General features: G+C 40.3%; 24 protein-coding genes. 10 read left to right on the top strand and 14 right to left on the bottom strand.

The window, feature by feature from the left end; genetic code table 11:
- Both ABJF11_RS09935 and ABJF11_RS09940 read left to right on the top strand, forming a co-directional pair.
- Positions 1-1047: a saccharopine dehydrogenase NADP-binding domain-containing protein gene (locus ABJF11_RS09935; RefSeq protein ID WP_348119681.1), complete on the top strand. Its 1047-nt coding sequence runs from the start codon at positions 1-3 to the stop codon at positions 1045-1047.
- On the top strand, positions 1047-3794 hold the full coding sequence (locus ABJF11_RS09940; RefSeq protein ID WP_348119682.1) for a FlgD immunoglobulin-like domain containing protein: 2748 nt from the start codon (positions 1047-1049) through the stop codon (positions 3792-3794). Before ABJF11_RS09935 ends, ABJF11_RS09940 begins: the two co-directional genes overlap by 1 nt.
- 3 nt (positions 3795-3797) lie before the next feature.
- Here ABJF11_RS09940 and ABJF11_RS09945 read toward each other — a convergent pair whose 3' ends face one another.
- Both ABJF11_RS09945 and ABJF11_RS09950 read right to left on the bottom strand, forming a co-directional pair.
- Positions 3798-4964 carry an aspartyl protease family protein gene (locus ABJF11_RS09945; protein ID WP_348119683.1) on the bottom strand — a complete coding sequence of 389 codons (1167 nt, stop codon included), beginning with the start codon at positions 4962-4964 and terminating at the stop codon, positions 3798-3800.
- Positions 4965-5042: 78 nt separating this feature from the next.
- Positions 5043-5642, bottom strand: coding sequence for a sigma-70 family RNA polymerase sigma factor (locus tag ABJF11_RS09950; protein ID WP_348119684.1), 600 nt, complete (start codon positions 5640-5642; stop codon positions 5043-5045).
- Between the two features lie 287 nt (positions 5643-5929).
- Between ABJF11_RS09950 and gldJ the strand changes: the two genes are divergently transcribed.
- The gene (gene gldJ, locus ABJF11_RS09955) at positions 5930-7159 is read left to right on the top strand and encodes a gliding motility lipoprotein GldJ (protein ID WP_348119685.1); all 1230 of its coding nucleotides are present in this window, start codon (positions 5930-5932) and stop codon (positions 7157-7159) included.
- Positions 7160-8277: 1118 nt separating this feature from the next.
- Here gldJ and ABJF11_RS09960 read toward each other — a convergent pair.
- The 11 genes from ABJF11_RS09960 to ABJF11_RS10010 all read right to left on the bottom strand — a co-directional run bounded on the left by ABJF11_RS09960 (position 8278) and on the right by ABJF11_RS10010 (position 18200).
- On the bottom strand, positions 8278-8814 hold the full coding sequence (locus tag ABJF11_RS09960; protein WP_348119687.1) for an OmpH family outer membrane protein: 537 nt from the start codon (positions 8812-8814) through the stop codon (positions 8278-8280).
- A 13-nt stretch (positions 8815-8827) separates the two neighbouring features.
- Positions 8828-9379 carry an OmpH family outer membrane protein gene (locus ABJF11_RS09965; RefSeq protein ID WP_348119688.1) on the bottom strand — a complete coding sequence of 184 codons (552 nt, stop codon included), beginning with the start codon at positions 9377-9379 and terminating at the stop codon, positions 8828-8830.
- 58 nt (positions 9380-9437) lie between these two features.
- On the bottom strand, positions 9438-12092 hold the full coding sequence (locus tag ABJF11_RS09970; protein WP_348119689.1) for a POTRA domain-containing protein: 2655 nt from the start codon (positions 12090-12092) through the stop codon (positions 9438-9440).
- A gap of 31 nt (positions 12093-12123) precedes the next feature.
- Positions 12124-12888, bottom strand: coding sequence for an isoprenyl transferase (locus tag ABJF11_RS09975; protein WP_348119690.1), 765 nt, complete (start codon positions 12886-12888; stop codon positions 12124-12126).
- 57 nt (positions 12889-12945) lie between these two features.
- The gene (locus ABJF11_RS09980) at positions 12946-13671 is read right to left on the bottom strand and encodes a DUF6089 family protein (protein ID WP_348119691.1); all 726 of its coding nucleotides are present in this window, start codon (positions 13669-13671) and stop codon (positions 12946-12948) included.
- Between the two features lie 11 nt (positions 13672-13682).
- The gene (locus tag ABJF11_RS09985) at positions 13683-14750 is read right to left on the bottom strand and encodes a DUF6089 family protein (protein WP_348119693.1); all 1068 of its coding nucleotides are present in this window, start codon (positions 14748-14750) and stop codon (positions 13683-13685) included.
- Between the two features lie 84 nt (positions 14751-14834).
- On the bottom strand, positions 14835-15713 hold the full coding sequence (locus ABJF11_RS09990; RefSeq protein WP_348119695.1) for an NAD kinase: 879 nt from the start codon (positions 15711-15713) through the stop codon (positions 14835-14837).
- An 11-nt stretch (positions 15714-15724) separates the two neighbouring features.
- On the bottom strand, positions 15725-16390 hold the full coding sequence (locus tag ABJF11_RS09995) for a CBS domain-containing protein (RefSeq protein WP_348119697.1): 666 nt from the start codon (positions 16388-16390) through the stop codon (positions 15725-15727).
- Positions 16387-17157: an alpha/beta hydrolase gene (locus tag ABJF11_RS10000; RefSeq protein ID WP_348119698.1), complete on the bottom strand. Its 771-nt coding sequence runs from the start codon at positions 17155-17157 to the stop codon at positions 16387-16389. The genes ABJF11_RS09995 and ABJF11_RS10000 overlap by 4 nt, the downstream gene beginning before the upstream one ends.
- A 53-nt stretch (positions 17158-17210) precedes the next feature.
- A complete protein-coding gene (locus ABJF11_RS10005; protein ID WP_348119699.1) occupies positions 17211-17750 on the bottom strand; it encodes a CvpA family protein in 540 nt (179 codons plus the stop codon).
- Positions 17751-18200: a GatB/YqeY domain-containing protein gene (locus ABJF11_RS10010; protein ID WP_348119700.1), complete on the bottom strand. Its 450-nt coding sequence runs from the start codon at positions 18198-18200 to the stop codon at positions 17751-17753.
- A gap of 108 nt (positions 18201-18308) precedes the next feature.
- On the opposite strand from ABJF11_RS10010, the gene ABJF11_RS10015 reads away from it, so the two are divergent.
- The 7 genes from ABJF11_RS10015 (at position 18309) to ABJF11_RS10045 (ending at position 25754) form a co-directional block, all read left to right on the top strand.
- Entirely contained in the window at positions 18309-19022 is a 714-nt protein-coding gene (locus ABJF11_RS10015; RefSeq protein ID WP_348119701.1) for a pyridoxine 5'-phosphate synthase, read from the top strand.
- A complete protein-coding gene (locus ABJF11_RS10020) occupies positions 19023-19784 on the top strand; it encodes an alpha/beta fold hydrolase (RefSeq protein WP_348119702.1) in 762 nt (253 codons plus the stop codon). It abuts the gene before it with no gap.
- Complete coding sequence (locus ABJF11_RS10025; protein ID WP_348119703.1) at positions 19781-20485, top strand: SAM-dependent methyltransferase; 705 nt, start codon at positions 19781-19783, stop codon at positions 20483-20485. Before ABJF11_RS10020 ends, ABJF11_RS10025 begins: the two co-directional genes overlap by 4 nt.
- Before the next feature lie 76 nt (positions 20486-20561).
- Positions 20562-21812, top strand: a complete 1251-nt coding sequence (gene metK / locus ABJF11_RS10030; protein WP_348119704.1) for a methionine adenosyltransferase — start codon at positions 20562-20564, stop codon at positions 21810-21812.
- Positions 21813-21874: 62 nt separating this feature from the next.
- Positions 21875-23848, top strand: a complete 1974-nt coding sequence (locus ABJF11_RS10035; RefSeq protein ID WP_348119705.1) for a thioredoxin family protein — start codon at positions 21875-21877, stop codon at positions 23846-23848.
- Between the two features lie 10 nt (positions 23849-23858).
- A complete protein-coding gene (locus ABJF11_RS10040) occupies positions 23859-25160 on the top strand; it encodes a peptidoglycan DD-metalloendopeptidase family protein (protein ID WP_348119706.1) in 1302 nt (433 codons plus the stop codon).
- A gap of 12 nt (positions 25161-25172) precedes the next feature.
- A complete protein-coding gene (locus ABJF11_RS10045; protein WP_348119707.1) occupies positions 25173-25754 on the top strand; it encodes a nitroreductase in 582 nt (193 codons plus the stop codon).
- Between the two features lies 1 nt (position 25755).
- On the opposite strand, the gene ABJF11_RS10050 is transcribed toward ABJF11_RS10045, so the two are convergent.
- The gene (locus ABJF11_RS10050) at positions 25756-26463 is read right to left on the bottom strand and encodes a methyltransferase domain-containing protein (protein WP_348119708.1); all 708 of its coding nucleotides are present in this window, start codon (positions 26461-26463) and stop codon (positions 25756-25758) included.

The raw sequence follows: 26463 nt of genomic DNA on the forward strand, positions 1-26463 counted from the left end.
ATGAAATTTCTAATTTACGGAGCATACGGCTACACCGGCAAACTCATTTCTCAGTTGGCAAAATCTAAGGGACTAAGTCCAATTCTCGCCGGTCGCGATCATGACAAGACAAAAGCACTGGCAGAAGAACTTGACTTGGACCATCAATCATTTGATTTATCTGAATCCGACAAATTGAAAGCGGCGCTCGACCAAGTCGATTTGGTATTGCATTGTGCCGGTCCATTCTCCTCTACAGCCAAAGTGATGATGCAAGCTTGTCTAGCTACTAAAACGCACTATTTAGATATCACTGGAGAAATTGAAGTTTTCGAGCTCGGTGCGTCCTTAAACGAAGAAGCGAAAAAAGTAGAAATTGTCTTGATGCCAGGCGTGGGATTCGATGTTGTACCGAGTGATTGCCTGGCTGCATACTTAAAATCACAACTTCCAGATGCATCGCATTTGGAGCTCGCCTTCATGAGTGAATCATCAACTTCTCGCGGAACTGCCCTGACTATGACTCAGGGTATCGGTAAAGGTGGTGCTATTAGAAAAAACAAGAAAATTATTCCTGTTCCCCATGCCTATGCCTCCAGGAAACTAAATTTAGATGGAAAGGACAAAACTTTTGTTTCTATTCCATGGGGAGATGTCTCCACTGCCTATTATAGCACTGGCATCCCTAACATTATGGTGTATACCGCTATGCACCCCGGTCAGGTCAAAAAAATGAAATTTGTTCAGCGCTGGAAATGGGTTTTTAATTTAGGCTTTGTTCAAAAGTATCTACAAAACAAAGTGAAAAAAACAGTAACTGGACCTAGTGAACAGATGCGAGAAGAAAGCCACTGTTATCTATGGGGAGAGGTGAAAAATCAAGCGGGTACAACCAAATCAGCTAGGCTTACTACCCCAGAGGGATACAAGCTCACAGCCATCACTTCACTAATGGTCGTCGAAAAGCTGATGAACGATCTTCCTGCATTTGGATTTCAAACGCCATCCAGCGCCTTCGGTGCTGACTTCATTCTTGATGTAGAAGGAGCTATTAGAGAAGATCTTTAATGAGAATTGTCTTAAAAATACTTGGGGTTCTTACCCTCTTCACAACTATATCCTGCAACCAGAACACAAAGAAACCAGTACTTCCGGAGTTACCAGGAATAAAATCAGCCATAGGGTCGAAAGAAAAGCCCAGAGCTCGTTTCGATTATAAGACTAAAATGCTGGTTGATCCACGGACGGATGAGATTCCTTTTAATATTCATCGCGATGAACTAACCTTTTCGAGATCCATTCAAAATTCTACTCTTTCAAACCAAAGAAGAGAATCCTTGGAATGGACTACTGCAGGGCCCAATAATGTAGGAGGTAGAACTCGCGCGTTAGCTATTGATGATCGTGATGAGGATATTATCCTGGCAGGTGGAGTATCGGGAGGTGTCTGGCGCAGTTTAAATGGAGGTCTAAGTTGGACTCGAACCACTCAGCCAACCGTACTCAACAGCGTGACTTGTATTGCTCAAGACAATAGAACAGGTAAGCGAGATACCTGGTACTTTGGTACAGGCGAGCTTCGAGGAAACTCGGCAAGAGCCCCAGGGGCATTGTATAGAGGAGATGGAATATTTAAGTCTGTTGACAATGGTGCTTCTTGGGATATACTTCCTGCAACTTCAACAAATCAGGCGGCCTCCTTTGACAGCCCATTTAACTATGTGTGGAATCTTGCTACAGATCCCACCAGTGATTTTGGAATTGATGAAATATATGCTGCCCTATACGGAAATATCGTTAGATCTACCGATGGGGGTAACAATTGGGTGAAGGTGCATGGAGAACCAAATTTACTTGAAGACAACTCTGGGAATTTAAATAATTCGGGCGCCTCCTTCTATACTAATATTTTAATTACGCCAAGTGGAGACAAATACGCTTACTTAAGTACTTCCACCGGGACTGGGTTCAATGGAACTGATAAGGGAATTTTTTATTCAACGGACGGCACCAACTGGACAAACATTACTCCTCCCGGTTTTATAAATTTCTCGGAGAGGCTCGTGATGGCATACGCACCATCTGACGACGACATATTATACTTCCTAGTCGAAGGAACCTCCTTGCAGCTTTGGAAATATGAGAACAGTATTTGGTCTAATCGTTCAATGCAAGTTCCAGATGACACTTTTGATTTTGAGGCCTTCGACAGTCAAAGCTCTTATAACCTCACAATCAAAGTACACCCCAGTAATCCAAACATAGTCTACATTGGCGGCACCAATCTTTATCGCTCCACAGATGGCTTTACCACAAGGAGCAATGTTTCACAAATAGGAGGTTATGCCATAGAAGACGAATCTCTTATTTACGAAAATCATCACCCCGACCAACATGAATTGGTCTTTCTGGAGGATGCTGATCAAATGCTCACAGCAAATGATGGCGGTGTTTTCAAGACTTTTGACAACAGGTCAGCTAATGTCTCATGGGTTTCTTTGAATCAAGGATATATCACTTCACAGTTTTATACCATTGCCTTATCAAAGGTCGAGCAAAGTAGTAGAACCATCGGTGGCCTGCAAGACAACGGGTCCTATCTCAAATTTGAAAATAGTGTAAATTCTGATTGGACAGAAATATTGGGAGGGGATGGGAGTTTTTGCGCCTCTACTCCAGCGGACCTTTATTGGTATGCTTCCTTTCAGGAAGCGGGAATATTCAAGGTTTCTTATGATTCTGATGGAGATCTTAGTACATGGGCTGAAGTAGACCCAAAAGGTATTTCAAGAGACAACTATTTATTTGTTACACCCTTTGTACTGGATCCCAACAATTATAATCGAATGTATCTGGCTGGAGACAGTGCGATTTGGAGAAATAATAATTTAACTCAAATTTCACTATTCACTCAAAATACAACAACTACTAATTGGGATGTGATAGATCCGATCAGTGATCCAGAGGATATTACAGCACTTGAAATCTCCACCAATCCAGCGCACATACTCTATTACGGTACTAGCAATGGAAATGTATATAAGATAACCAGCGCTAACCAACCGACACCGGACACTGAGCAGATTTTTTCGCATCAGGGGTATGTCGCCAATATTAGTATCAACCCTAACAATGCAGATCAGTTATTAGTATGCTATTCCAATTATAATATCCCCAGCTTATTCTATACTGAGGATGGCGGTGAGAATTTTGTTGATGTGGGTGGCAATTTGGAAGAAAATGACGACGGAAGCGGAAATGGGCCAAGTATACGTTGGTCAGAAATTATACCCTTGAACAATGAAGAGTACTTTTATATGCTAGGTACCAGTACCGGTCTCTATAGTACAGAAGAATTGATTGAAGGTCAAACAGTTTGGCAACCAGAAGGTCTCGAAAGTATTGGCCATTCTGTAGTTTCTATGATCGATTATCGATCTACCGACGGCAAAATTGTAGTTGCCACTCACGGCAATGGAGTATTTGAATCAAGCCTCGCAAATACAGAAGAAATAGTGCCAGCAGTAATTGAAAAAAGCGGAATTCAGTTGGCCTCAGGTTTTCCGAACCCATTTACTGAAGAGTTTCAAATACGTTTTACGATTTCTGAAGCAGGTCCTCTAGCATTACATATTTCGGATGTATCCGGGCGTATCATCCGTACGATTCTAAACACGCCACAATTTGCCGGAGACATTTCTATTACTTGGGATGCCAAAAACAATAGCGGTGACTTTGTTGCTAATGGATTATATCAATATTTAATTATCTATGAAGGCCAATCTTGCGGTGGCAATGTTATTCTGAATCGTTGACCTCTACAACAATGACATCAAGGCCAAGTTTACCGATTTCTCTTCTCCGTTCTGGAGAATCACAAGTTTTACAGACTTACCTGGCTGCACTAGCATTTTTTGTATTTCAGGAAGGTTCACATCAGCAATTGCCTTCTTCCCATTGATACTTAACAACTCTGCGTTTTCTTCTATGCCTACACTCTCAGCAGCGCTACCTTCAAATACCTGATGAATCAGAACCTTCTGCTTATCTTTCGAAAGTTGAATATCTATGCCACTACAGTTTACGGTGAAGTGATCATCAAAACTTTTGTTTTTCTCTAAGTAGATAAGCTTGGCAGGCAAATCAAAGATTACGTTATATCTACTTAAAATTTTATTTCCCAAAATACCTGAGACTTTTTCATGAGCCTGGGTTCCTGTTTTTGCCTGACTGATGCCTATAGGCAAATTCTCGAATTTCTGTTGGCCAAAAGTGAAGGACTTTACCATTCCTTCATAATGTTTTGTTTCATCTTGCGATATACTTTTCACATAGTAAGAATAATGTTTCCCTGTTTTGTGAATTACATCATATTGCTCGGCATATGGTGAATTAAAATCCAATGTTGTACCTGCACCAGTCATTACAAAAAAAGTGCCCGGGTGTGGTTCGCCGTTATTTAGCACGACATTGCCCTGAATAGTGGGTATCGCAGTGTTTAGTTTGAAAGGAATTGCTTCGCCTTTTTTTGGATGTTGACCATGATCATAAATTTCAAAGGTACGATTGTCATAGTCAATACGCACTGCATGGTGATACAAAAGGTCATACCCAATAATTCCGTCGAAGTCTCTGCCTAAACTGATTTCTAAATGATCTAAATCAGTAGAATATACTTTGATGTTTTTTTCTAAAAGATAATCTCCTATTTCGAGCTTGTTATGCTTAATCAAGGAACCCGTAACTGTCCCTTGATTCAAGATTACTTTTTGTTTTACCAAATGTAGCTGCTCAGCTATATCTTCATCAATTACAGTAATCCCATCTCCAGAGTCAAAAATAAAATCTAATGGTTCCGAGCCATCTACGCTCAGTTGGATGATAATATGATCCCCGAATAGTTCAAAGGGAATACTTTTTACAGGTTTTTGTCCAAAAGCAACGGACGTACTGATGCATAAAAAAATTAAGACAAGATTCTTCATGATAGTTGGGAATTGATTTTTAACGATAATTTAAAGACTCTTGCTAAGGAAATAAAATTATTGGCGAGATATCAGACTCTAATCTTGCTGATTTTCACCACTCATATCCTCTTTTAGGTTTTTTATCAAACCTTCAAATTCACCCAGAGTGGCTTTCTTAAAATTATTTAAGAGAGCCTTAAGCTTATGTGGCTCTAGACTAAAACGTTCTTTTTCTTGCGACAACTTTTGTTGTGCTCGACTTAAAAGCTGACGGCAGTTATCAGATTTTTTTCCTAAAATCTCAGGTAGGTCAGAATATTCGAAGTTAAATATCTCTTTCAACACAAAAACTGCGCGTTCCGCCGGAGCAAGTTTTTTAAGCAAAATAGCCATAGAATCAGAAATATCCTGTTTTATGTCGAGGTAGGATATATCTGTACTAATAGAAAAGGAAGGTAAATTTGGAGTCAGATTTTCAAAAAGCTCATCTTTCTTCTTTTTCAAGTGATTGATACTCAAATTTCTCACAGAGGAGATCAAATAGGCTTTTGCGTCATTTACCTCCTTGCGCTCATATTTGAACCAGTTGAAGAACGTGTCTTGAACCAAATCTTCAGCAATAACCGAGCACCCTACTATTTTTTGGGCGATATGGTGTAACAATGGGCGATATAGTGTTGCTTCTGCTTGTGACATGATTTAAGTGCAAATTTAAGTAAAATATTTTAGGGTGATTAGCGACTGTCTTTCAGAATTAAATCGAATTCCAATTTCATTATTACTTAAAAGGTGTGTAGATGAACAATAAATTAAATATTTTTGAATTCTATATGTATATGTAAAAAAGTGTTAGTCTCCTAAGACACAGCAATCGTAGATTACATGGAATAAATTGTGATTATTTTCCTTGTAGTCATTTTACTATGTTTGTTTTAAGTAAAATTGTCTTTATTTTAGGAGCTTGAATAAAATTTAAGTGTGTTATGAAAAAATTTGTTCCTTACTTAAACGCGTCAGCCATTCTTATTGGTTTCACATTGGGTATATCCTCTTGTGGATCTCTCGGAGGAGGGGGGCATGCCACCAGTAGTGATCCAGGAGGATACAGTACTGCTACAGGCCTTGCCTACAATGAAGAAGAGGGTGATTTTCAGGTCAATGACTTTAGAGGTCAGCCAGAAGGACCCAACCTTAGGTTTATAGAAGGTGGAAGAACCATACTCGGTAGCTTCGAAGAAGATATAGCAAACACAAGTGACAATCACGAAAGAACAGTTACCGTTGCTTCTTTCTACATGGACGAAACTGAAGTAGCCAACATCCATTGGTTGGAATACTTGCACTATGTAAGATTGGATTCATCAAGAGAATTCTATGAATCAGCCTTGCCAGATACTACAGTATGGGCTAAAAACCTAGCATACAATGATCCCTATGTAGATCATTACCTTAGATATCCTGGTTTCAGATTTTTCCCTGTGGTAGGTGTGACTTGGCAACAAGCACAAGACTATTGTCTGTGGAGGTCTATTGTAGTCAATCAGAAATTGGCTGAAGAAGCAGGGTACTATGACGAAGCCATAGAAGCAGAAAGTGACTTGCCATCTGCAGGCAGAATTCCTTTGGAATCTGGCTTTGTTCTACCCAACTACCGTCTTCCAACTGAAGCAGAATGGGAGTATGCAGCACAAGCTTTAATTGGCACGCAGTGGTTAGATGAAAATCAAACTCACAGAAGATTATATCCGTGGGATGGTCATGCGCTTCGAAATCCATATGGAAAACAACTCGGTACATTCCTTGCCAACTTCAAAAGAGGTAGAGGTGATTATGCAGGTATCGCTGGTAAGTTGAATGATGGAGCAATGATAACTACGTATATATATGATTATCCTCCAAACGATTTCGGTCTATACAATATGGCTGGAAATGTAAATGAATGGGTACAAGATGTATATCGTCCATTATCATTCCAAGACTTTGACGATTTGAATCCTGTAAGAAGAGATGGATTTCTTGATGAAGAGGATGGTTACGATTTTTCTAACTACAACTCTTTAATTAATGACAGAGTTAGAGTCTACAAAGGCGGATCTTGGGCAGATGTAGCGTACTGGATGTCGCCAGGTACAAGAAGATACTTGGAAGAAGATTCAGCAACATCTACAATTGGTTTCAGATGTGCAATGATCAGAGCTGGTACTAACTACTAGTATTTGCTGCAAAAAAAAGCCTTGTCCTGAATAGGTTGACATAAATGTAACTTATTTATGAAAAAGGAAACTCCTTGGAAAAACTGAGCTCAAAGAGATTCATTTTGGTTTAAATGAGCCTTTGATCAAGCAGGCTCAAAAGGTCTATGGTATTCGTAAGCCAATGGTTCATTTGATTGTAGTCCAAAACGTAAGGAAACACCTGTCCAAAAGATTAGAGCGTCAAGCTAACGGATGAGAAACTAAAGGAGATATTGATTACCATGATTGATATCTCCAATCAACAACACGGCACCCAATCAGAATTTTTTTTACCCAAACAATTTGACGCATTCGGTCAACAAATCCATTAAGTCTCCCGCATAGTTGTTGTTTGTTTGGGATCAGCAGACAATCCATATATCAACAAAAATCTAAATCGACCTCGACAAATGGGTATAAAAATAGGAAGGATGCCCTCTTTTGACTACCTACGCTCAGAACATTTGCTGATATACCCTAAGAAGAATTACACTGAAACCACCTACAGCAATCATCGGTTGAGCAAGTATCCCACCTTGATGAAAGACCATTAAGCCTCAGCTCCGGAATAAGTCATTTTTAGCGACATCACCAGAAAAGACTCATTGCCTATCCCTGGTCACGGAGACCTTTAGTTGAAGTTTCATGGCCCTCAGTACGATATGGCCCCGAGCAGGTAGTCAAGGCACTCAAAATGCCATCTTTCAAAGAGTAAGTAGTGATGAAGCCTATCCATCATTCTGATAGAGGATTGCAATATTGCTCATCGCTATATCAGAATCAACTCAGTAAAACAAAATCACTCTGTCAGTGACCTATGAATAAGATTGCTATCAGAATGTATTAGCTGAAAGAATCAATGGAATACTCAAAAAAGAATTCCTGCTACACAATTCCAACACTGGCAAGGAGCAGGAAGAGTTGATCCAAGAATCCATTGATAACTACAACATCAAAAGATCCCATTGGAGTCCCAATCTAAAAACACCCAATTTTGTGCATGAAAAAAGCCTGCGAAAAGCATTCCACAGGCTTTAAATAATTACTTATAAAAACCGTCAACCTATTTTAGGACGAGTCATTAATTCTGCTAACTATTACTTCACAGGAGGTGTGATACCCATTTTCTTGAAGATCAAATCAGAAATATCATATTTCTCATCAGCATCCAATAAAATATCAACACCTGGCACGCCAGTGCTAAAAATCATGTCATACCCATTCTCGATTCTGACAGCTTTTACCGCTGTACCTACTTTTTCAAAAAGTGGGGCGTATAGCTCACCTTGTTTCTTTTGCAATGAAGATTGAGCTTCTCTTTGGAAAGCTTCGAATCTTTGATTTAAAGATTGCAATTCAGCTTCCTTATCGGCTCTTACCAAGTCAGTCATAGTAGATGACCCCTGCTGATATTCTTGCAACTTAGTTTGCAATTCAGTGCCTTTTGCTTGCAATTGATTCTGTAGTTGAGCCTCATAAGCTTTGAATTCAGAATCTACTTGTTTAGCCTCTGGCATCTGGCTAAGAATGTACTCTACATTGGTATAGCCTATCTTCATAACTACACCCTGCGCACTTGCAGTCAGGCTAAATGCAGACAATACAACTGCAAAAATTATCGATTTAATTTTCATAATTCAGTTCTAATTAGTTGTTACTTATTACATCGTTTTTATCACCGAGACCGAGCTCTTCCAGCACATAGTCTGTATAGTCATGAACCGGATCGGTATAAATCATTACCAAATCACCAGACTTGTCAAACACTATTTGCAAGCGATGGTTTTTGGCTATCCGTTCAACCGCATCAAACACTTGATCCTGAACGGGTTTTATTAATTCTTTCTTTTTTAGGAAAAACAGGCCCTCAAATCCAAATACTTTTTTCTGATATGCCTTCACTTCATCCCATTTTAGATCGATTTCTTTTAATCGATCATCTTTCATTTCCTTGGTCAATAGTACCTCTTCAGCTTTTAAGGAGGCTTCCATTTCTTCAATGGATTTATACATGTCCTGTATTTCCTGCTCCCAGGCTTTGGAGATTTTCTCAATCTCACTCTTGGCCTCGCTGTATTCAGGCATCTGGCTTAGGATATAATCTGTATCCACGTAGCCAAATTTCTGTGCAAATGTATCATTTAAAATGAAAACAAAAAGCAACAAAGTTAGGGTTGTGTATCGATTTACAATTTTCATACCATAAAATTAGCTCCTGCCTTCTATTCTATCTACTAATATCATGCAATATTCTTCATTATCTCAATTGCTGACCAATAGAGAAGTGAATTTGGCCACCTGGATTAGAAGTTTGTCCTGGCAGCTTATCATATCCGTATCCCCAATCTATTCCTAGCAGACCAAAAGCAGGCATGAATATTCGAACGCCAAATCCTGAAGATTTGTACAATTTGTTTGGGTTAAAAGTTTCAAAACCATTCCAATTATTACCAGCTTCAGAAAAGGCCAATAAGTAGATAGTAGCCGATGGATTTAATGATATTGGATACCTCAGCTCCATTACAAATTTGTTGAAAATATTACCTCCCGTAATGTTGGTGAGAGGGTCATATGGTGTAATTGAGTTGTTGTCATAGCCCCTAAGCCCAATGACATCGTTACCCAAGAGGAAGTTAGTTCCTGTAAGTCCGTCACCACCTAATTGAAATCTTTCAAAAGGGCCTACACCTACGTGCTTTTGATAGTGACCCATAAAACCCATATGAGCTCTCGCTTCGATAACTAAATCACCCACCAATTGCATATAGTATTTAGCATCAAACATCCATTTGTGATATTCTACATACCTATACTTCTCACTGTTTTCAGCGTTTTCGTAGTCTACATCATTCCAAAGAGACCAAGGCGGTGTAAGGGCGAGACTGAGCGACACAGAAGACCCACTTCTTGGATACATTGGATTATCAATACTGTTTCTAGCAATTGTCGTGTTGAAGGTAAAGTTGTTGGCAGCACCAGTACTAAACCCAAGGGTGTTTCCATAATTGAATAAATTATATCTCAGATACGACAGAGAATTGCTTACTGTAAAATAATCATCGGGCCACCTTACTCTTCTACCCAAACTCACAGTAGTACCAAATACCTGGAGCGACCCTGTAGTTCTATCAGTGAAGAAATCGATACTTCTTTGTACAGAATAATTAAAACTAACTCCGAACGAGTTAGGTTTTTTGCCTCCCAACCAAGGCTCTGAAAAGCTTACAGAGTAGCTTTGAAATCTTTTGCCATTTGCCTGCAGTCTTAATGATAGCTTCTGTCCGTCACCTACAGGTAATGGTCTCCATTTATCAAAATGGGGGATGTTTCTAAGCGAGAAGTTGTTGAAGGTAAGTCCCAAAGTCCCTACAAATCCAAAAGCACCTCCCCATCCACCAGACAGCTCGATCTGATCACTTGGTCTTTCTACAAGCTCCCATTCAATATCAACCGTCTCATCTATTGGATTTGGTAAAGGCTTGGGATTGACTTGCTCCGGATCAAAATAACCTAACTGTGATAGTTCTCGCTGGGTACGTATTAATTCCGCTCGACTAAATTTCTGTCCTGGTAGCGTTCTAAGTTCTCTCATGATCACATGATCATTTGTACGATCGTTTCCGGTTACAAAAACTTTTCGGATGGTGGCTTGAGCACCTTCATAAATTCGCATTTCAACATCGACCGAATCTCCATCAATTTTCACTTCGACTGGAGTTACACTAAAAAACAAATAACCATTGTCCATGTACAATGAGCTGATATCTGGCCCATTCGGGTTGAAGTTCAATTTTTTATCTACTAATTCTAGATTGTAGATATCGCCTTTTTCTATAGCGAGAATCCTATCGAGTGTTTTATCGTCATGGATAAAGTTGCCTACCCAAGTGACATCTCGAAAGTAGTATTGTCTTCCTGGGTTTACTTTTAAGTTGAGATCTACAGATCTTCGATCTGCAAATACTATCGTATCAGAAATAACCTCAGCATCGCGGTATCCTTTGGAGTTATAAAATGCAATCAGAGTTTCTTTGTCTTCTTCGTATTTTTCCTTTACAAACTTTGATGATTTAAAAACATTCAATTTTACGTTTTCATTGATAATCTCAATGACTGATTTTGACACATTGTGAGAAACTTCATCGTCGAGCATTTTTACTCTCTCTTGCTTAGGACCCACTACTTTTGCCCCAATTGCGACGATCGCACTGACAAGCTTAAACCTTGGCCGCTCTCCAGAGTTTTTCATTTTGCTTTTCAGCTTGGTAGCAGAGTAATTTTGATTTCCTACAAAATTCACATCTCTGATTTTGACCTTACGATTTCTTTCAATTTGCACATTAAGAAGCACGCTATTATGAATAGTTGTATCTTTTTTATAGGTAATGTCTACTTCGGTATTCAGAAAGCCCTTTTCATAGAAATATTTCTTCACGGTGAGTTCGGCATTTTTTCGTATGGCGTCTGTCATGACTCGGCCTCGAATCAGATTTATTTTTTCTCTTATGTCTGATTCTTGACTCTTAGAAATACCGCTAAATTCGAAACGGCTTAGTCGAGGCCTTTCGGCTAGTGAAATGGTTAGATAAATATCTTCCCCAACTACTTTTGAAGCATAAATTTGAATGTCGCCAATGAGGCCTTGTTTCCAGAGTTTTTTTATGGCAGAGGTGATCCCGTCTCCAGGTACTTTTATTTTGTCACCTACTTTTAGTCCTGAGATGGAAATGAGTGCAATCTTATCTAAGAATTCCGCACCTTCTACTTCAATATCGGCAATTGTAAATTCTTGAGGATTAGAGTAACTGATATTTACATTATTAGCATCGGTTCTTCCCTGATTCCCATATCTAATCTGACCAACAGCTGCTGTTGTAATGCATAGAAGAATTAAAAGTAATTTGGATCTCATTGTTTTCCTGACCTAATATATGTGCTCTAGTCTATTTTTGAATTAATTGTTCACTGGTCTTTCCAAGTCTTCTTTCCCGATTTTGGAAGTCCAAGATGGCATTGTATAAGTGTTCTTTTCTAAAATCTGGCCAAAGCGTTTCTGTAAAATGCAGCTCTGCATATGCAGCCTGCCACAATAAAAAATTGCTAATGCGATGTTCTCCACTAGTGCGAATCATTAATTCTACATCCGGACTGGTATGCTCATCTATATATTTGTTAATGGAGTCGACACTTATAGTATCAACTTCAGTATTGTTTTCCTCTATTTCGTTGATCAGCTTTTTCACCGCATAACTTATTTCCCATCTCCCACCATAGTTCAATGCCAATGATAAAACCATACCGGTATTGTCCTCTGTCTGCTTGATGCCAAGGTCGAGATTTTTTTGTGCGTCTATTGGTAAATGCTCTATATCTCCTATTGGTTGCAAGCGAATATTGTTTTTCACCAGAGTAGGAATTTCTTTTTTGATGGTAGAGATCAACAATGACATCAAACCATCCACTTCTAGCTTTGGTCGGTTCCAGTTTTCGGTAGAGAAAGCATATAAGGTAAGATGCTCGACTCCCAATTCTGCACAACCTTCTGTCACATCACGAACAGCCTGGATGGCATTCTTATGACCAAACAGTCTGGCTGCTCCGCGCTTCTTAGCCCATCGCCCATTGCCGTCCATTATTACGGCGATATGTGCAGGAATTTTTGCTGGATCAATCTTCTCTTTCATGCCCTCTTGTTGGCCCTTAGCCAAAACCAAACCGCAAATTTGTGCTTTTTTTTAGTCAAAAGGAATTTATGATGGATTTAATTATTTGTACAGAGAATTGTTTGGAACGTACTTATACTGGCAAGGGATTTTATAAATGAGATAGGAGATTGATATCCCGAAAAAATGATACCAATCTTTGTCGTTGGGATTACCAAATTGGGTGTTTGTTTTGTCGAAAACGTCTCCATCTGAAATGCCATCCAGCTGGTCAAAAAAGGTCTTTCGAGCCCCAAATTCTACTGCCATACTAAATTGTTTACCGATCAGATGTTTGATACCACCACCAAAAGGCAATACGGGTTGCAGGCTGCTAAAACTGTCGTTTTGTGCGTCCAAATTCAAAAATTTGGTGAGTCCGAAACCGGCAAAGAAGTAGGGAGACCACTTAATCGTTGAGTTTTTATTTTTGTAGTCAAGGAAATGATATTCAAAAGAGGCTGATGCTTCTAGAAAAGTTCTGCTGAAAGATGCGTTTCGGATTTCACCCAGTGCATCAAATGGATTGTCATCATCACCTGATACTTTCCCATAGAGCAAGGCGATTTTAAAGCTGACATCTTTTTCAATGTTGATTCTGTATATTCCCTGAATTCCCGGACTTTGATTGAGAAATTCATACCCTCTGTACAAATCACCTGCATAACTTACCCCACCTATGCCTAATCCAAATTCAGTTTTTTGACCTAAACTTATCATATGTATCAAAAGAAAAGCCGATAAAATCGGCAATTTTTTTTGAATCGTATGATGGATGAATTTCTTCAAATAGGAAATGATTATCTAAACTTCCCCCTGGTCACGCCTTTTTGATCAAATATGTAGACCAATCTAAGTTGAGTAACAAGGTACATGTCGTTGTCGGAAGATCCACCACGCGGGCTTTCGCCAGTCGGACTGTAATTCTCACCCACGTAGTAGCCGGCCCAATCGGCGGCATTGTAATATTGAGTATCTCGAGTCTCACCTTCCATAGCAGCAATCGCTTCGCCTCCTCTTTCAGACATCGCTCTGGCCAATGGGTCATCGAACAAGGCCAAGTCAACATAGTTACCACTTACATCGTCGATATAGTCGGTGAACAGCTTTCTCAATCCTACTTCTACATTTAAATCAAAGTTGCCAGGCAGTCTGACTTTGACGCCCAGACCAACCGGAATTGCAAAACTGAATTTACCATAAGGGGATAAGCCCGTAGTGTCCAGTTGTTGACCTTCGGTGCCCAAATCCCTTAAGTCGACCCACTCTCCGGCTTGTTCAAGAACAGTACCGGCCTGATCGGTTGCAGGGGCAATAGCTTTTGGAGCGTGCGAAAATACAGCTACGCCTACAAACATGTATGGGTTGATTGGAAATCTACCTCTGGCTCCACCATTGTTTGGAATCAAATCAGCCTCAAACCCTATAGATAGTTCGTGAATGTTGTTTTTGAAATGCAGGTTTCTAGCATATCTCCCTCGTGAACTATTGTCGCCTGTCGGATCTGCAGCTGAGAAGTCATCGCCCTTAATCGAGCCAAAATTATAACCAAGTCTTAAGAAAATCCCAGGATATACCATTCTGGAACCAGTGACGCCAAATCCGGCTCGAGTGAAACTCAAATCGGTACTGAGTTTCTTAGGCGTAGGTGATAAATCACCAAAGTAGTTCATGGCATTGAGACTAAAGCCTACTGTCCAATATTTGGTATTTCCTACTCCTTTATAACTGGTCCTACCACCACTATAATTGGAATATTTTTTGTTCTTGCTTTTGTTATAACCATAGCGTCGCTTCTGACCATAGGAATCAGTAGTGCAGGATATTACTAGCAGCAGAATAAATGTGATTAATAAATTTTTACGCATTTCCAATAATCAAACGACCAAAAATCTCTTTAATGTATAATTAGGCGCAATTTAATTCAACGCTAAAATTATTGCTTTTAACTTCTAATTCCTAACGTCTTGTCCCCAATTTAGCTTATTCCGCAGCGTATCAAAAAAATTGGAACCTGATATTTTAACAAGTTTAGCTGAAAAAGGTGCTTTTGTTAGTGAAATTTTAACCGCACTATTCACGGTATGAGACCGTGAGTCTAAGGAAATTAAAAAGGATCGGCCTTTACCTTCGATTTCAAGAGTTATTTCGCTTGAGTCAGAGACTACTAAAGGCCTCACGTTTAAATTGTGTGGGCTTACGGGCGTAATGATAAAACTGGCAGATTGCGAGTGCATTAATGGCCCTCCACAGCTTAATGAGTATCCAGTAGAGCCCGTAGGAGTGGACACCATCAATCCGTCGGCCCAGTAGGTGTTCACAAATTCACCATCTATATAGCATCGAACGATAATCATAGAAGAGGTATCCCGTTTGATAATGGCGACTTCATTCAGTGCAAATTTCTTTCCTTTGAACAAATTTGCCTCACTGGTCAAATTGATCAATGTACGCTGTTCTAACTCGTATTTCCCATCGAAAAAAAGATTCAATGCATTTTCGATATCATTTTTTGCTGTTGTAGCCAGGAATCCCATTGTGCCCAGATTGATCCCTAGTATGGGTATTTCCAGAGCGCCTACTATAGATACTGTTTCCAGCAGTGTGCCATCTCCACCTAGGCTAAAGAAGAAATCAACGGAGTCGAGGGTCTCTAATACTTTTACTTCTGGGTGTGAATTCAGGTAAGCTTGCGCTTCTGGTTTGTTTTCTTTTGCGCAGATATCAGTGATGAAAACTTCATGATTGTTATCGAGCAATTTTTTGGCGATAGTTTCAACGTATGGGAAAGATTCTTTGGAGAATCTTCTTCCATGAAGTGCTATTCTCATTAATTTAATTTTTAAACCTTGAGGTATCTCATCAGCGTATCAAGCCTTTCTTTTTCGATCAGCTCTTCATCACCTTTGCCAAAGATAGAACTTATAGTATAGCCAAAACGCTCAAGAGAGGATATTACCACAGATCCATTTTCCAAATTGAGCTTGATGGTCACCCGGATTTTTCCAGGTTGTTGCTCATTATCCTCAACAAAACTACTGAGTATTTTCCCTCCCTCAGATTCTATTATTCGGCTAAGTTCGGTCATCGAATAGTCAGCTTGCATCATCGACAAAACGATGATAGTACCTGGACTATGGATGGATGACATTTTGGAGAAGGCCTCTACCACATCTTGTATGGTGACAGCGCCCAGATATTTTTCATTTTCGTCGAGTACCGCGACCAAATTTGAGCTTGCCTCATAGGCCTTCTTAAGTAGTTCGTAGTAGTGCTCGTTTTGATCTACGTAAAGACTGGTTCCTATATACTGATAGTCTTCTATTTTTTCTGCACCCGTAAAATGATCAAATAGCAAATTTTCATTAAAAAACCCCAAGAAGTCTCCATCGGTGACAATGGGGAGCTCATGAACGTGAAATTCGCTCATCCAATCCTGAGCCTTCTCTATGCTGTCAGAAGGCTTAAGAGGTGGGATTGTATAATTTATTAAGTCTTTCGCTCTCATGCAGGTACCTTTACGCTCAAAAATTCTGCCACAATATCATTGAATTTTTCTGGCTGCTCCATCATGGGGGCATGACAGCACTCATCTATGAATCGTAAGGTTGAATTTTTAATGAGACGGTTGAAGTCGTGTCCGACCCGTGGAGGGGTAATGGTATCGTTGAGACCCCAAATTAGAAGCGTTTCGTTTTCGATTTTATGAAGTTCGTCTGCCAAGTTATTGCGCTGTGCTGATTTAGCCATTGCGATGATGCGCAAGCATTTAGGTACATCATTGGTGGTTTCAAAAATCTCATCAATATATTCCTTAGTGGCGGTATTCGGATCATAGAAGGTGTATCTAACTTTTTCTTCTATATAAGCATAATTGCCTCGCTTGGGGTAAGAACCTCCCATGGAGTTTTCAAATAATCCTGAGCTACCTGTCAGAATCATTCTGTCTACTTTATCTGGATGTTTAAGTGCATACATAAGTGCGACATGCCCACCAAGCGAGTTTCCCATGATATCAAAATTGTCATAACCCCTGTAATCGATAAACGATTCACAAAACTCGGTCAGTTTTGTTAATCCCGTTTCTCTAACTGGAAGCTCATAAATAGGCAACATGGGAATTACGACTTTAAACTCACTAGAAAATCTATTGACTACCGCTTCCCAGTTACTAAGTGCACCAAATAATCCATGTAGCAATAGCAATACTTTGCCTTCGCCTTCTTCGATGTAGGTAAACTCGCCTTCCTCTTTGATCTTGGGTAATGATAGCATTCTCAAATTATTGTTTTACTAATATTAGGTATAATATATTAAATTCTAATGAATCAGGCATTAAGTTCTTGTTGTTTTACCAATTCTTTCGATTGTTCGAAAAAGTCCATAAAATACGGAAAGAAGGCCGAGAGCATGTCGAATAACTTCGGAGCTAAAACTGCTACAGGATCAAATAGCATACTGCCCTGAGTGGCTTCTTCGCTGATTCTTCCTCCAAATGATTCAAATATCCAGATAAAAATACTGATAAACAATGCCCATTTCACTATTCCGATGATACTGCCAATTATATCATCCACACTTCCAAGTAAGGTAAGATCAAGTATTTTCTTGACCATTTTACCAAGTAAATTCAGGGCTATTATTATACCAATAAAAATAATACTGAATGCTATAATCGGTAAGAGTGAATCATACCCTTCAATGTAGTTCTCCAATATTGCTATTCCCCAATCCAGCAACTTGATGCCTGCAATTAGAGCAATAAAAAAAGCGATTAGAGAGATTAATTCCATCAACATCCCCTTCCTGAACCCCGTATAGGCTCCGATGAGTAAGAAAATTAATATGGCAATGTCAATGGTATTCACCTATGATAAGAGCTTCTTGATAATCGTTGAGATGGTTTTTCCATCTGATTTTCCATCCAGCGCTTTGGTAGCGACTCCCATTACTTTTCCCATGTCCTGTGGTCCTGATGCGCCGACTTGATCTATTACTTTTTGCAATTCTACGGTCAACTCCTCTTCCGAAAGCTGTTTTGGTAAGTATTGGCTAATTACGTCTAATTCACCCTGTTCCTTATCTGCAAGGTCGTCTCGTCCCTGTTCACGAAATAAGTCAACCGAATCCTTGCGCTGCTTGGCAGCTTTCATCAAAAGCTTCAGCTCAGCATCATTTGTGAGTTCTTCAGACGCTCCTTTTTCCGTTTCGGCTAGAAGAATCATTGATTTGATTGCTCTCAATGCTGTCAGTTTCTCTTTTTCTTTGGCCAGCATGGCAGTTTTTATATCGGCATTTATTTGGTTTTTCAAGCTCATCTTCTTGGTTTCTTTAATCCGTGAATTGATTATTTTTGCGGCAAATTTAATCAGAAAGAATTCTAACCCAACGATCGGCCTAAGTTACAATAGGCTCGTATATCTAGTATGACAAAACTGAGCGTGAACGTAAACAAATTCGCGACCCTTCGTAATGCGCGAGGCGGGAATAACCCTGATCTGGAGCAGGTAGTAAGGGATTGCGAAAAATTTGGAGCAGAAGGTATTACCGTACATCCGAGACCGGATGAACGTCATATTACCACTGACGATGTGTTTAATCTAAAAAAGGTGGTGACCACAGAGTACAATATAGAGGGATACCCAGATGAGCGATTTCTAAAAATAATAGAAGAAGTGAAGCCTGCCCAGGCAACACTGGTGCCTGACCCACCGGAGGTACTCACGTCCAATGCGGGATGGGATACCATCGAGCATGAAGAATTTCTCAAAGAGGTGATTGCCAGGATAAAACTGGCAGGAGTGAGAGTTTCAATATTCATTGATCCAATACCGGAAAGAATCGAAGGAGCAGCCAAAGTAGGAGCGGATCGGATAGAATTGTACACTGAGGCTTATGCCAGTCAATATCATTCGGATCGAGAAGATGCTATACGTTCATATGCCAATACAGCAAGATTGGCTAAAGATTTAGGCATGGGTGTCAATGCTGGTCATGACCTTGATCTGAAAAATCTACATTACCTAAAGCAACAAATTCCATTTTTGGATGAGGTTTCTATTGGTCATGCCCTAGTTTGCGACGCTCTTTATCTTGGGTTGGAAAATTCAATTCAGCGCTATAAAAGACAACTGGTCTAGATGGAAAGCTTAAACTATAAAAGGTTCGGGGCTGGTCAACCGCTTGTGATTCTACATGGCTTTCTTGGTTCTCTAGATAATTGGCAGACTTTGGGCAAGCAATTCGCAAAATCTTATGATGTCATATTAGTTGATCAAAGAAATCATGGGAAATCGTTTCACTCTGCAGCATTTAACTATGATGAGATGGTGAGCGATCTTGAAAACCTTATCGATCAGCTTGAGTTGAATGATCCCATCTTGTTGGGTCACTCGATGGGGGGTAAAACTGTAATGCAATATGCAGCATACCATCCTCAAAAGATTGACAAACTCATAGTGGCCGACATTGGCCCGAAGGCTTATCCTGTGCACCATGATCAGATACTGGAAGGCTTACAATCAATTCCTGTAAACGATATAGAATCCAGACAGGCGGCGGACGAGATTCTCTCGAAATATGTTGCTGTTGAAAGCACCCGAGTATTTCTATTGAAAAACTTGAAAAGAACAAACAGCGGATTTGCCTGGAAAATGAATTTACCTGTCCTCGCAGACAAAATAGAGGAGGTTGGCCAGGCACTTTCTTATCATTTACCAATTGAAACAGATACACTATTTATAAGAGGTGGAGCTTCAGATTATATACTGGACGAGGAGTGGGATGGCATAGAAGAAATATTTCCTAACGCAAAATTGGAAACTATCATTGGAGCGGGACACTGGCTCCACGCTGAAAAGCCAAATGAATTTTATCAGCACGTAATCAACTTCCTTTCATGAATCAAAGAAAAATATATCTGATCCCAATGGTAATCGCTGAAGACACAGAAGAGGCGGTAATCAGCGAAGAAGTCAAGAGAACAATTAAATCTCTCGATTATTTTTTGGTTGAAAACGTAAGAACGGCACGAAGATTTATCAGTAAGCTCAGGTTGGGTTTGACTATAGAGGAGTTGACTTTTGAAGTGTTGGATAGAAAAACAAAGCCTGAGCAAGTAGCAGAATATTTTGTACAAGCTGGAGACAAAAATATAGGAATACTTTCCGAGTCAGGCTGCCCGGGTATAGCTGACCCTGGGGCTGTAGCAGCAGCTGTAGCACATAAACAAGGACTGAGAGTAGTGCCGCTGAGTGGACCTTCGTCCATTTTTATGGCACTAATGGGATCTGGATTCAATGGGCAATCCTTTGTTTTTCATGGATATGTTCCTATTGATAAGAGAGAACGCGAGACCAAAATAAAATCTATGGAGGAAGCAGCCGTGCGTCTTCGCCAGACTCAGATTTTTATGGACACTCCGTATCGCAATCAAAAACTCTTCGATCATCTTTTGAGTGCATGTCACCCAAACACTTTGCTATCTGTGGCAAAAGGAATCACTGGTAGCGAAGAAATGATAGCAACGAAGCCTATCTTTGAATGGAAGAAAGAAAAAATTAATCTTCATAAAACACCAACCATTTTTTCGCTTTATGCGTGAGGATTCTAGGCTAGTTTTCAGATGAAAATCATTTGGCCTAAATTTGCCGACTTCAAATTAGAAATATCAATATTATATGCCTTATCTATTTACTTCCGAGTCTGTATCAGAAGGACACCCAGACAAAGTAGCTGATCAAATCTCAGATGCACTATTAGACCACTTCCTGGCTTTCGATAATGAGTCAAAGGTGGCTTGCGAAACTTTGGTTACTACAGGGCTGACCGTTTTGAGTGGAGAAGTGAAGACCAACTCTTATGTGGATGTCCAACAAGTGGCAAGAGAAGTAATCAACCGAATAGGATATACAAAAGGAGAATATCAGTTCGACGGAAAATCCTGTGGTGTGATTTCGGCCATTCACGAGCAGTCTCCTGATATTAATCAAGGAGTAGTGAGAGCAAGCGAAGAGGAGCAAGGTGCTGGCGATCAGGGTATGATGTTTGGCTATGCTACTAATGAGACGGAAAATTATATGCCGCTGGCCTTGCAGCTGTCTCATATGCTTTTGATAGAGCTATCTAAGCTTAGACGAGAAAATGACGTTATCAATTATTTGAGACCAGATGCCAAGTCCCAAGTAACAATAGAATATGATGATGATAACAAACCGGTCAGAATTGACGCCATCGTGGTCTCTACGCAGCATGACGATTTTGCCGAAGAAGCTGAGATGTTGGCAAAAATCAAAGCTGATATTATCAACACGCTGGTGCCTAGAGTCAAATCTCAACTGAAACCCGAGATTCAGGCATTATTCAATAACGATATCAAATATCATATCAACCCAACCGGTAAGTTTGTTATTGGTGGTCCTCATGGAGATACAGGTTTGACAGGTAGAAAAATAATCGTAGATACCTACGGTGGCAAAGGTGCGCACGGAGGAGGAGCCTTCTCAGGAAAAGATCCTTCTAAGGTGGATAGATCTGCGGCTTATGCCACACGCCACATAGCAAAAAACCTCGTGGCAGCTGGTGTAGCTGACGAGATTCTTGTACAAGTATCCTACGCGATCGGCGTATCCGAGCCAATGGGCATCTTTGTAAACACCTATGGGACATCTAAAGTAGATATGAATGATGGCGAGATAGCCAGGAAAATTTCTGAAATCTTCGATATGCGGCCGGCAGCACTAATAAGAAGATTGAAATTGATGAATCCTATCTACTCTGAGACAGCGGCCTATGGACATATGGGAAGAACTCCAGAGATAAAAACGGTAGCGTTTAGTAGCCCAGCTGGAAACACGGAAATGGAGGTAGAGACTTTCACTTGGGAAAAACTGGATTACGTAGATCAGGTGAAGCAGGCTTTCGAATTGTAGAGTTTAATCAAACCTTTCATGTATGGTTTTCGATTACATGCTTTGACAACACATCTAAGGAAATGAAAAAGATAATTGCGGTTGCCCTCTTAGTATTAAATACACAAAGCTGGGCTCAAATTCTCGAACCAGCTAAGTGGTCTATAGAAGTATCAGACTCTGCAGCTACAGTTGGAGACGAAGTCGATTTGATATTCAACGTAACCATAGATGATGATTGGTACCTGTATTCGACCGATTTTGACCCCAACCTTGGGCCCATGGTTACCGAATTCGAGTTTGTTCCCCATGGCAGCTACCAATTGGTTGATTCATTGATGCCAATCGGTGCGAAAAGAAAGTACGATGACTTATGGGAGGGTGAGTATACCTATTTTCGACATACAGCCAAGTTTGTTCAGAAAATAAAGCTTCTATCAAAAAATCCTGAAATAAAAGGCAGTTATGCCTATCAGGTTTGTACCGATGTGGATGGAAAATGTATTCCATTTGATGATGAATTTGATTTTGGAAAGCTCCTGGGCTCTGGTACTGGCAGCGAGAATGATCGCACCAGTGACAATGCATCAGTAAGCAAAGTTGAAAAAAAGGCTCTTCTTGAGCAAAGAGATGTAAATGACCCTTACAGTCTATGGGCTTTTATGATCGCGGCATTTTTGGCAGGAATAGCTGCAATCTTTACCCCTTGCGTGTTTCCAATGATACCTATGACCGTAAGTTTTTTTACTGGAAAAAAATCAAAAGGACTTGGAATTTCATATGGGCTATCGATTATCATCATCTATACGCTGATTGGCTCATTGCTGGCTCCTTTTATGGGTCCAGAGACTGCCAATGAGCTGGCCACCAACTGGTTGCCAAATGTCATCTTCTTTGCCGTATTCGTCATCTTCGCATTGTCATTTCTAGGCCTGTTTGAAATTACTCTGCCTAGCAGATTTGTCAACAATATGGACAAACAAGCAGATAAGGGTGGTTTGGTAGGGGTATTTTTTATGGCATTTACTTTAGTACTCGTCTCCTTTTCATGTACAGGTCCATTAGTAGGTACCATATTGGTGGAGTCTGCAGGTGGACTCATTCTGAAACCTATCCTTGGGATGTTCGCCTTCTCGTTAGCATTTGCCTTACCATTTACTGTATTTGCTTTGTTTCCAAGCTTAATGAACAATCTGCCTAAATCTGGTGGATGGTTAAATAGCGTAAAGGTGGTCCTTGGATTTCTAGAGCTTGCCTTTGCGTTCAAATTTTTGAGTATTGCTGACCAGGCTTATCATTGGAACTTACTGGATAGGGAAATTTATCTCGCTATTTGGATAGTAATTTTTACCCTGATGGGCTTTTACCTCTTGGGTAAAATTGAAATGCCGCACGATAGTAAAAACGAAAAGACATCAGTGGGAGGATTGATTCTGGCTATCATTACCTTTTCATTTGTGGTTTACTTGATTCCAGGAATGTTTGGCGCACCGCTAAAGGCTCTTTCAGGATATCTACCTCCGCAAACCACGCTGGATTTTGATTTGAGTGTTTCAAATCAGACCGAGGCTAACGCTATTTGCGAAGCGCCTAAGTATGCTGATTTTCTACATTTACCTCATGGCATACAAGGTTATTTCGATTATGATCAGGCTTTGGCCTGCGCCAAAGAACAAAACAAACCTTTGTTTATTGATTTTACAGGACATGGATGTGTCAACTGTCGAGAGATGGAAGCCAGAGTTTGGTCCGATCCTCAGGTGCTCAAGCGATTAAAGGAGGATTTTGTGGTAGTGGCACTCTATGTAGATGACAAAACTGATCTTCCTGAATCTGAGTGGTATAAGTCTTCCTATGACCAAAAAACAAAAAAATCGATAGGGAAACAAAATGCAGATTTTCAAATCACAAGGTTCAATAACAATGCTCAGCCTTATTATGTGATATTGGATACGGATGGTGAGTTGATCCCTCCGATCAAAGCATATGACCTGGAAATTGCTAATTTTGTACGGTTTTTAGATGAAGCTAAAGCAGAATTTTTAAAAAGAAATTGATCCGATAAATATGCAGTTTTTGAGGAAGTGGGGATGGGGCATTGTGCTCATTGGCGGGTTGATACCAACGTTGATATATTTTGCATTTTTATATCAGCCCATTCCTCAGTCTGAATTGGTAGATCTCCCAGTCGAAGATACTGTGGAAGTCTATATACCAAAAAAATATTTTGGTATTGTAGTAGACTCTTTACAAATCGACAAAGGCAAAATAAAACGGAATCAGAATCTGGCCGATATTCTTAAGCCTTATAATGTGCCTTATGAAAAAATTCATGAAGTGGCCAAAAAGTCTAAATCAGTATTTGACGTTAGAAAATTTGTTTCTGGGAAAGCGTATTCCATGCTCTACAAAGGAGATAGCTTGAAGGAAGCCACACACTTTATCTACCAGCCCAATTCTATAGACTATGTAGTGATTGATTTTCAGGATTCAGTCAGCATGTACCAGGCCAGCAAGGAGATCATTCTCAAAGAAGTCGAGATGATCGGAGAGATCAATACCTCTCTCTATGTGGACCTGCTCGAGTCGGGTGGTCAGGCCGATCTGGTCAACAAATTAGTAGATGTTTTTGCCTGGCAAGTCGACTTTTTTGGCATTCAGAGAGGAGATAACTATAAACTCATCTACGATGAAAAATATGTAGACGACGAGCTAGTAGGGACAGGAGATATCAAGGCTGCATATTTTGAGCACATAGGTGATTCTTATTATGGTTTTCGATATGATCAGGGTAATGGAGGCGACTATTTCGATGAAAAGGGGCAAAGCCTCAGACGCGAATTTCTAAAGGCCCCGTTGAGCTTTACGCGAATTAGCTCCCGATACACTGGGCGAAGATATCATCCCGTGCAGAAACGATACAAGGCACATTTGGGAACAGACTATGCGGCCCCCCGTGGTACACCGATCAGAGCGGTGGCTGATGGTAAAATAATTGCTGCAAAGTACCACCGGTTCAACGGCAACTTTGTAAAAATCCAACACAACGGCAACATCGCTACACAATACCTGCACATGTCAAAAATAGCCAGTGGAATAAAGTATGGTGGAAAAGTAAAAAGAGGCCAAACGATTGGATTTGTGGGCTCCACAGGGTTGGCGAATGGCCCACACCTCTGTTATCGGTTCTGGAAGAATGGCGTACAAGTCGATGCCCTCAAGGTAGAGCTACCTCCATCTGAGCCTATACTTGCTGACCACACCAAAGCTTTTGACTCCGTGCGACTAGTCTGGCAGGAGAGGCTCGACCTACTGCAGCTACCAGCTGTAAAAGAAGACAGTGTGGTATATGCAGGCATAAGACTATAACCCCCAGAAAAGATGACTTTCGATCCGGTACAAGTTTCGCATTTGATAAAAAATCGCAGATCTATTTTCCCAAAAAATTATTCTGGAGAGCGAGTAGCTGATGAGGTCATCATGGAAATGCTCGAAAATGCAAATTGGGCCCCGACACATAAAATGACAGAGCCTTGGCGGTTTACTGTATTTTGTGATGAAGGCATTGAATCGTTTGCAGACTATCAGGCAGAGAGATATCTCAAGTCTGCTGGCAAGAAGCCAGACGCTGACCGATTGAAAAAATTGAAATCGAAGCCCCTGATGTGCTCTCATATTATTTCAATAGGGATGAAAAGAAACAAATCAGTTCCGAAGATGGAGGAGGTTGCTGCGGTGGCTGCGGCCGTACAAAATATGCACCTGACCGCTACGGCCAACGGTGTAGGTTGCTACTGGAGTACCGGTGGGGTCACTTATGACAAAAAAGCCAAAGCATTTTTTGAACTTGGGGATAAGGATCTTTTAATGGGGTTTTTATATATAGGCATACCTAAAGCTGATAAGTGGCCTATTGGCAAAAGAAAAAGCATCGACAAAAAAGTACGCTGGATCAAAAAGTAGCCTATTTCCAAATGATAAGTTCCCAGCGGTATGCCCACCGCCATCGCACGGTGTAATTTTCAATTTCAGCAAGCTTCAGATAACGTTCAAGTTCGGCCTTGGTAAATGATCTGGCTACCGACAATACTGAATCAAATTTTACCATTTCTGATTTAGACCAACGAGTGAGTAGATGCTTAGTGAATAAATAGGACACCCAATGACGGTGCAGATCATTGATCACAACCCCAATACGTACCTGGCTCACTAGCTGCCTCAGCAACTCGACGATTTCCTCCTCTTGTAGGTGATGTAGAAAAAGACTTGCATGGGCAATATCGAAGGATCTATTTCTAAAGGTATCGCTGAGTATGTTTTCTGCTAAGAAGGAGATATTAGGTTTCTTCCGACAATTTTTCTTAGCGTATTCGATTATATATTCGTTGGCATCTATCCCAATCAGATTGAGGTTTTTTTTCTTTCTTTTACCCCAGTTGGAAAATAGCTTTAAGGTATCTCCACCCCCACAACCCAGATCTACTATTTCATAGTTTTGTTGTGGTTTTTGTGCGATTAATTTTTTAACTGCTTGTAGCGAGATCTGATCTCCACCTAGATAATTATTGATCTGATGAAGTTCTTTCAAAGTCTGATCTACCACCTCCCCCTGGCAAAAAAAATCATCCATTATTTCTTCTTGTAGCGAACGTTGGATAAGATTTTTCAACAT

This window comes from Reichenbachiella sp. (assembly GCF_039941815.1).
Taxonomy (GTDB): Bacteria; Bacteroidota; Bacteroidia; order Cytophagales; family Cyclobacteriaceae; genus Reichenbachiella.

Coding starts and splice junctions, on each gene's coding strand:
- ABJF11_RS09935 (WP_348119681.1), top strand. CDS start 1: ATGAAATTTCTAATTTACGGAGCATACGGCTACACCGGCAAACTCATT.
- ABJF11_RS09960 (WP_348119687.1), bottom strand. CDS start 8,814: ATGAAAATTAAATCGATAATTTTTGCAGTTGTATTGTCTGCATTTAGC.
- ABJF11_RS10035 (WP_348119705.1), top strand. CDS start 21,875: ATGAAAAAGATAATTGCGGTTGCCCTCTTAGTATTAAATACACAAAGC.
- ABJF11_RS10040 (WP_348119706.1), top strand. CDS start 23,859: ATGCAGTTTTTGAGGAAGTGGGGATGGGGCATTGTGCTCATTGGCGGG.
- ABJF11_RS09985 (WP_348119693.1), bottom strand. CDS start 14,750: ATGCGTAAAAATTTATTAATCACATTTATTCTGCTGCTAGTAATATCC.
- ABJF11_RS10000 (WP_348119698.1), bottom strand. CDS start 17,157: ATGCTATCATTACCCAAGATCAAAGAGGAAGGCGAGTTTACCTACATC.
- ABJF11_RS09940 (WP_348119682.1), top strand. CDS start 1,047: ATGAGAATTGTCTTAAAAATACTTGGGGTTCTTACCCTCTTCACAACT.
- ABJF11_RS09970 (WP_348119689.1), bottom strand. CDS start 12,092: ATGAGATCCAAATTACTTTTAATTCTTCTATGCATTACAACAGCAGCT.
- ABJF11_RS09990 (WP_348119695.1), bottom strand. CDS start 15,713: ATGAGAATAGCACTTCATGGAAGAAGATTCTCCAAAGAATCTTTCCCA.
- ABJF11_RS10050 (WP_348119708.1), bottom strand. CDS start 26,463: ATGTTGAAAAATCTTATCCAACGTTCGCTACAAGAAGAAATAATGGAT.
- metK (WP_348119704.1), top strand. CDS start 20,562: ATGCCTTATCTATTTACTTCCGAGTCTGTATCAGAAGGACACCCAGAC.
- ABJF11_RS10015 (WP_348119701.1), top strand. CDS start 18,309: ATGACAAAACTGAGCGTGAACGTAAACAAATTCGCGACCCTTCGTAAT.
- ABJF11_RS09995 (WP_348119697.1), bottom strand. CDS start 16,390: ATGAGAGCGAAAGACTTAATAAATTATACAATCCCACCTCTTAAGCCT.
- ABJF11_RS09965 (WP_348119688.1), bottom strand. CDS start 9,379: ATGAAAATTGTAAATCGATACACAACCCTAACTTTGTTGCTTTTTGTT.
- ABJF11_RS09950 (WP_348119684.1), bottom strand. CDS start 5,642: ATGTCACAAGCAGAAGCAACACTATATCGCCCATTGTTACACCATATC.
- ABJF11_RS10025 (WP_348119703.1), top strand. CDS start 19,781: ATGAATCAAAGAAAAATATATCTGATCCCAATGGTAATCGCTGAAGAC.
- ABJF11_RS10045 (WP_348119707.1), top strand. CDS start 25,173: ATGACTTTCGATCCGGTACAAGTTTCGCATTTGATAAAAAATCGCAGA.
- ABJF11_RS10010 (WP_348119700.1), bottom strand. CDS start 18,200: ATGAGCTTGAAAAACCAAATAAATGCCGATATAAAAACTGCCATGCTG.
- ABJF11_RS09945 (WP_348119683.1), bottom strand. CDS start 4,964: ATGAAGAATCTTGTCTTAATTTTTTTATGCATCAGTACGTCCGTTGCT.
- ABJF11_RS10020 (WP_348119702.1), top strand. CDS start 19,023: ATGGAAAGCTTAAACTATAAAAGGTTCGGGGCTGGTCAACCGCTTGTG.
- gldJ (WP_348119685.1), top strand. CDS start 5,930: ATGAAAAAATTTGTTCCTTACTTAAACGCGTCAGCCATTCTTATTGGT.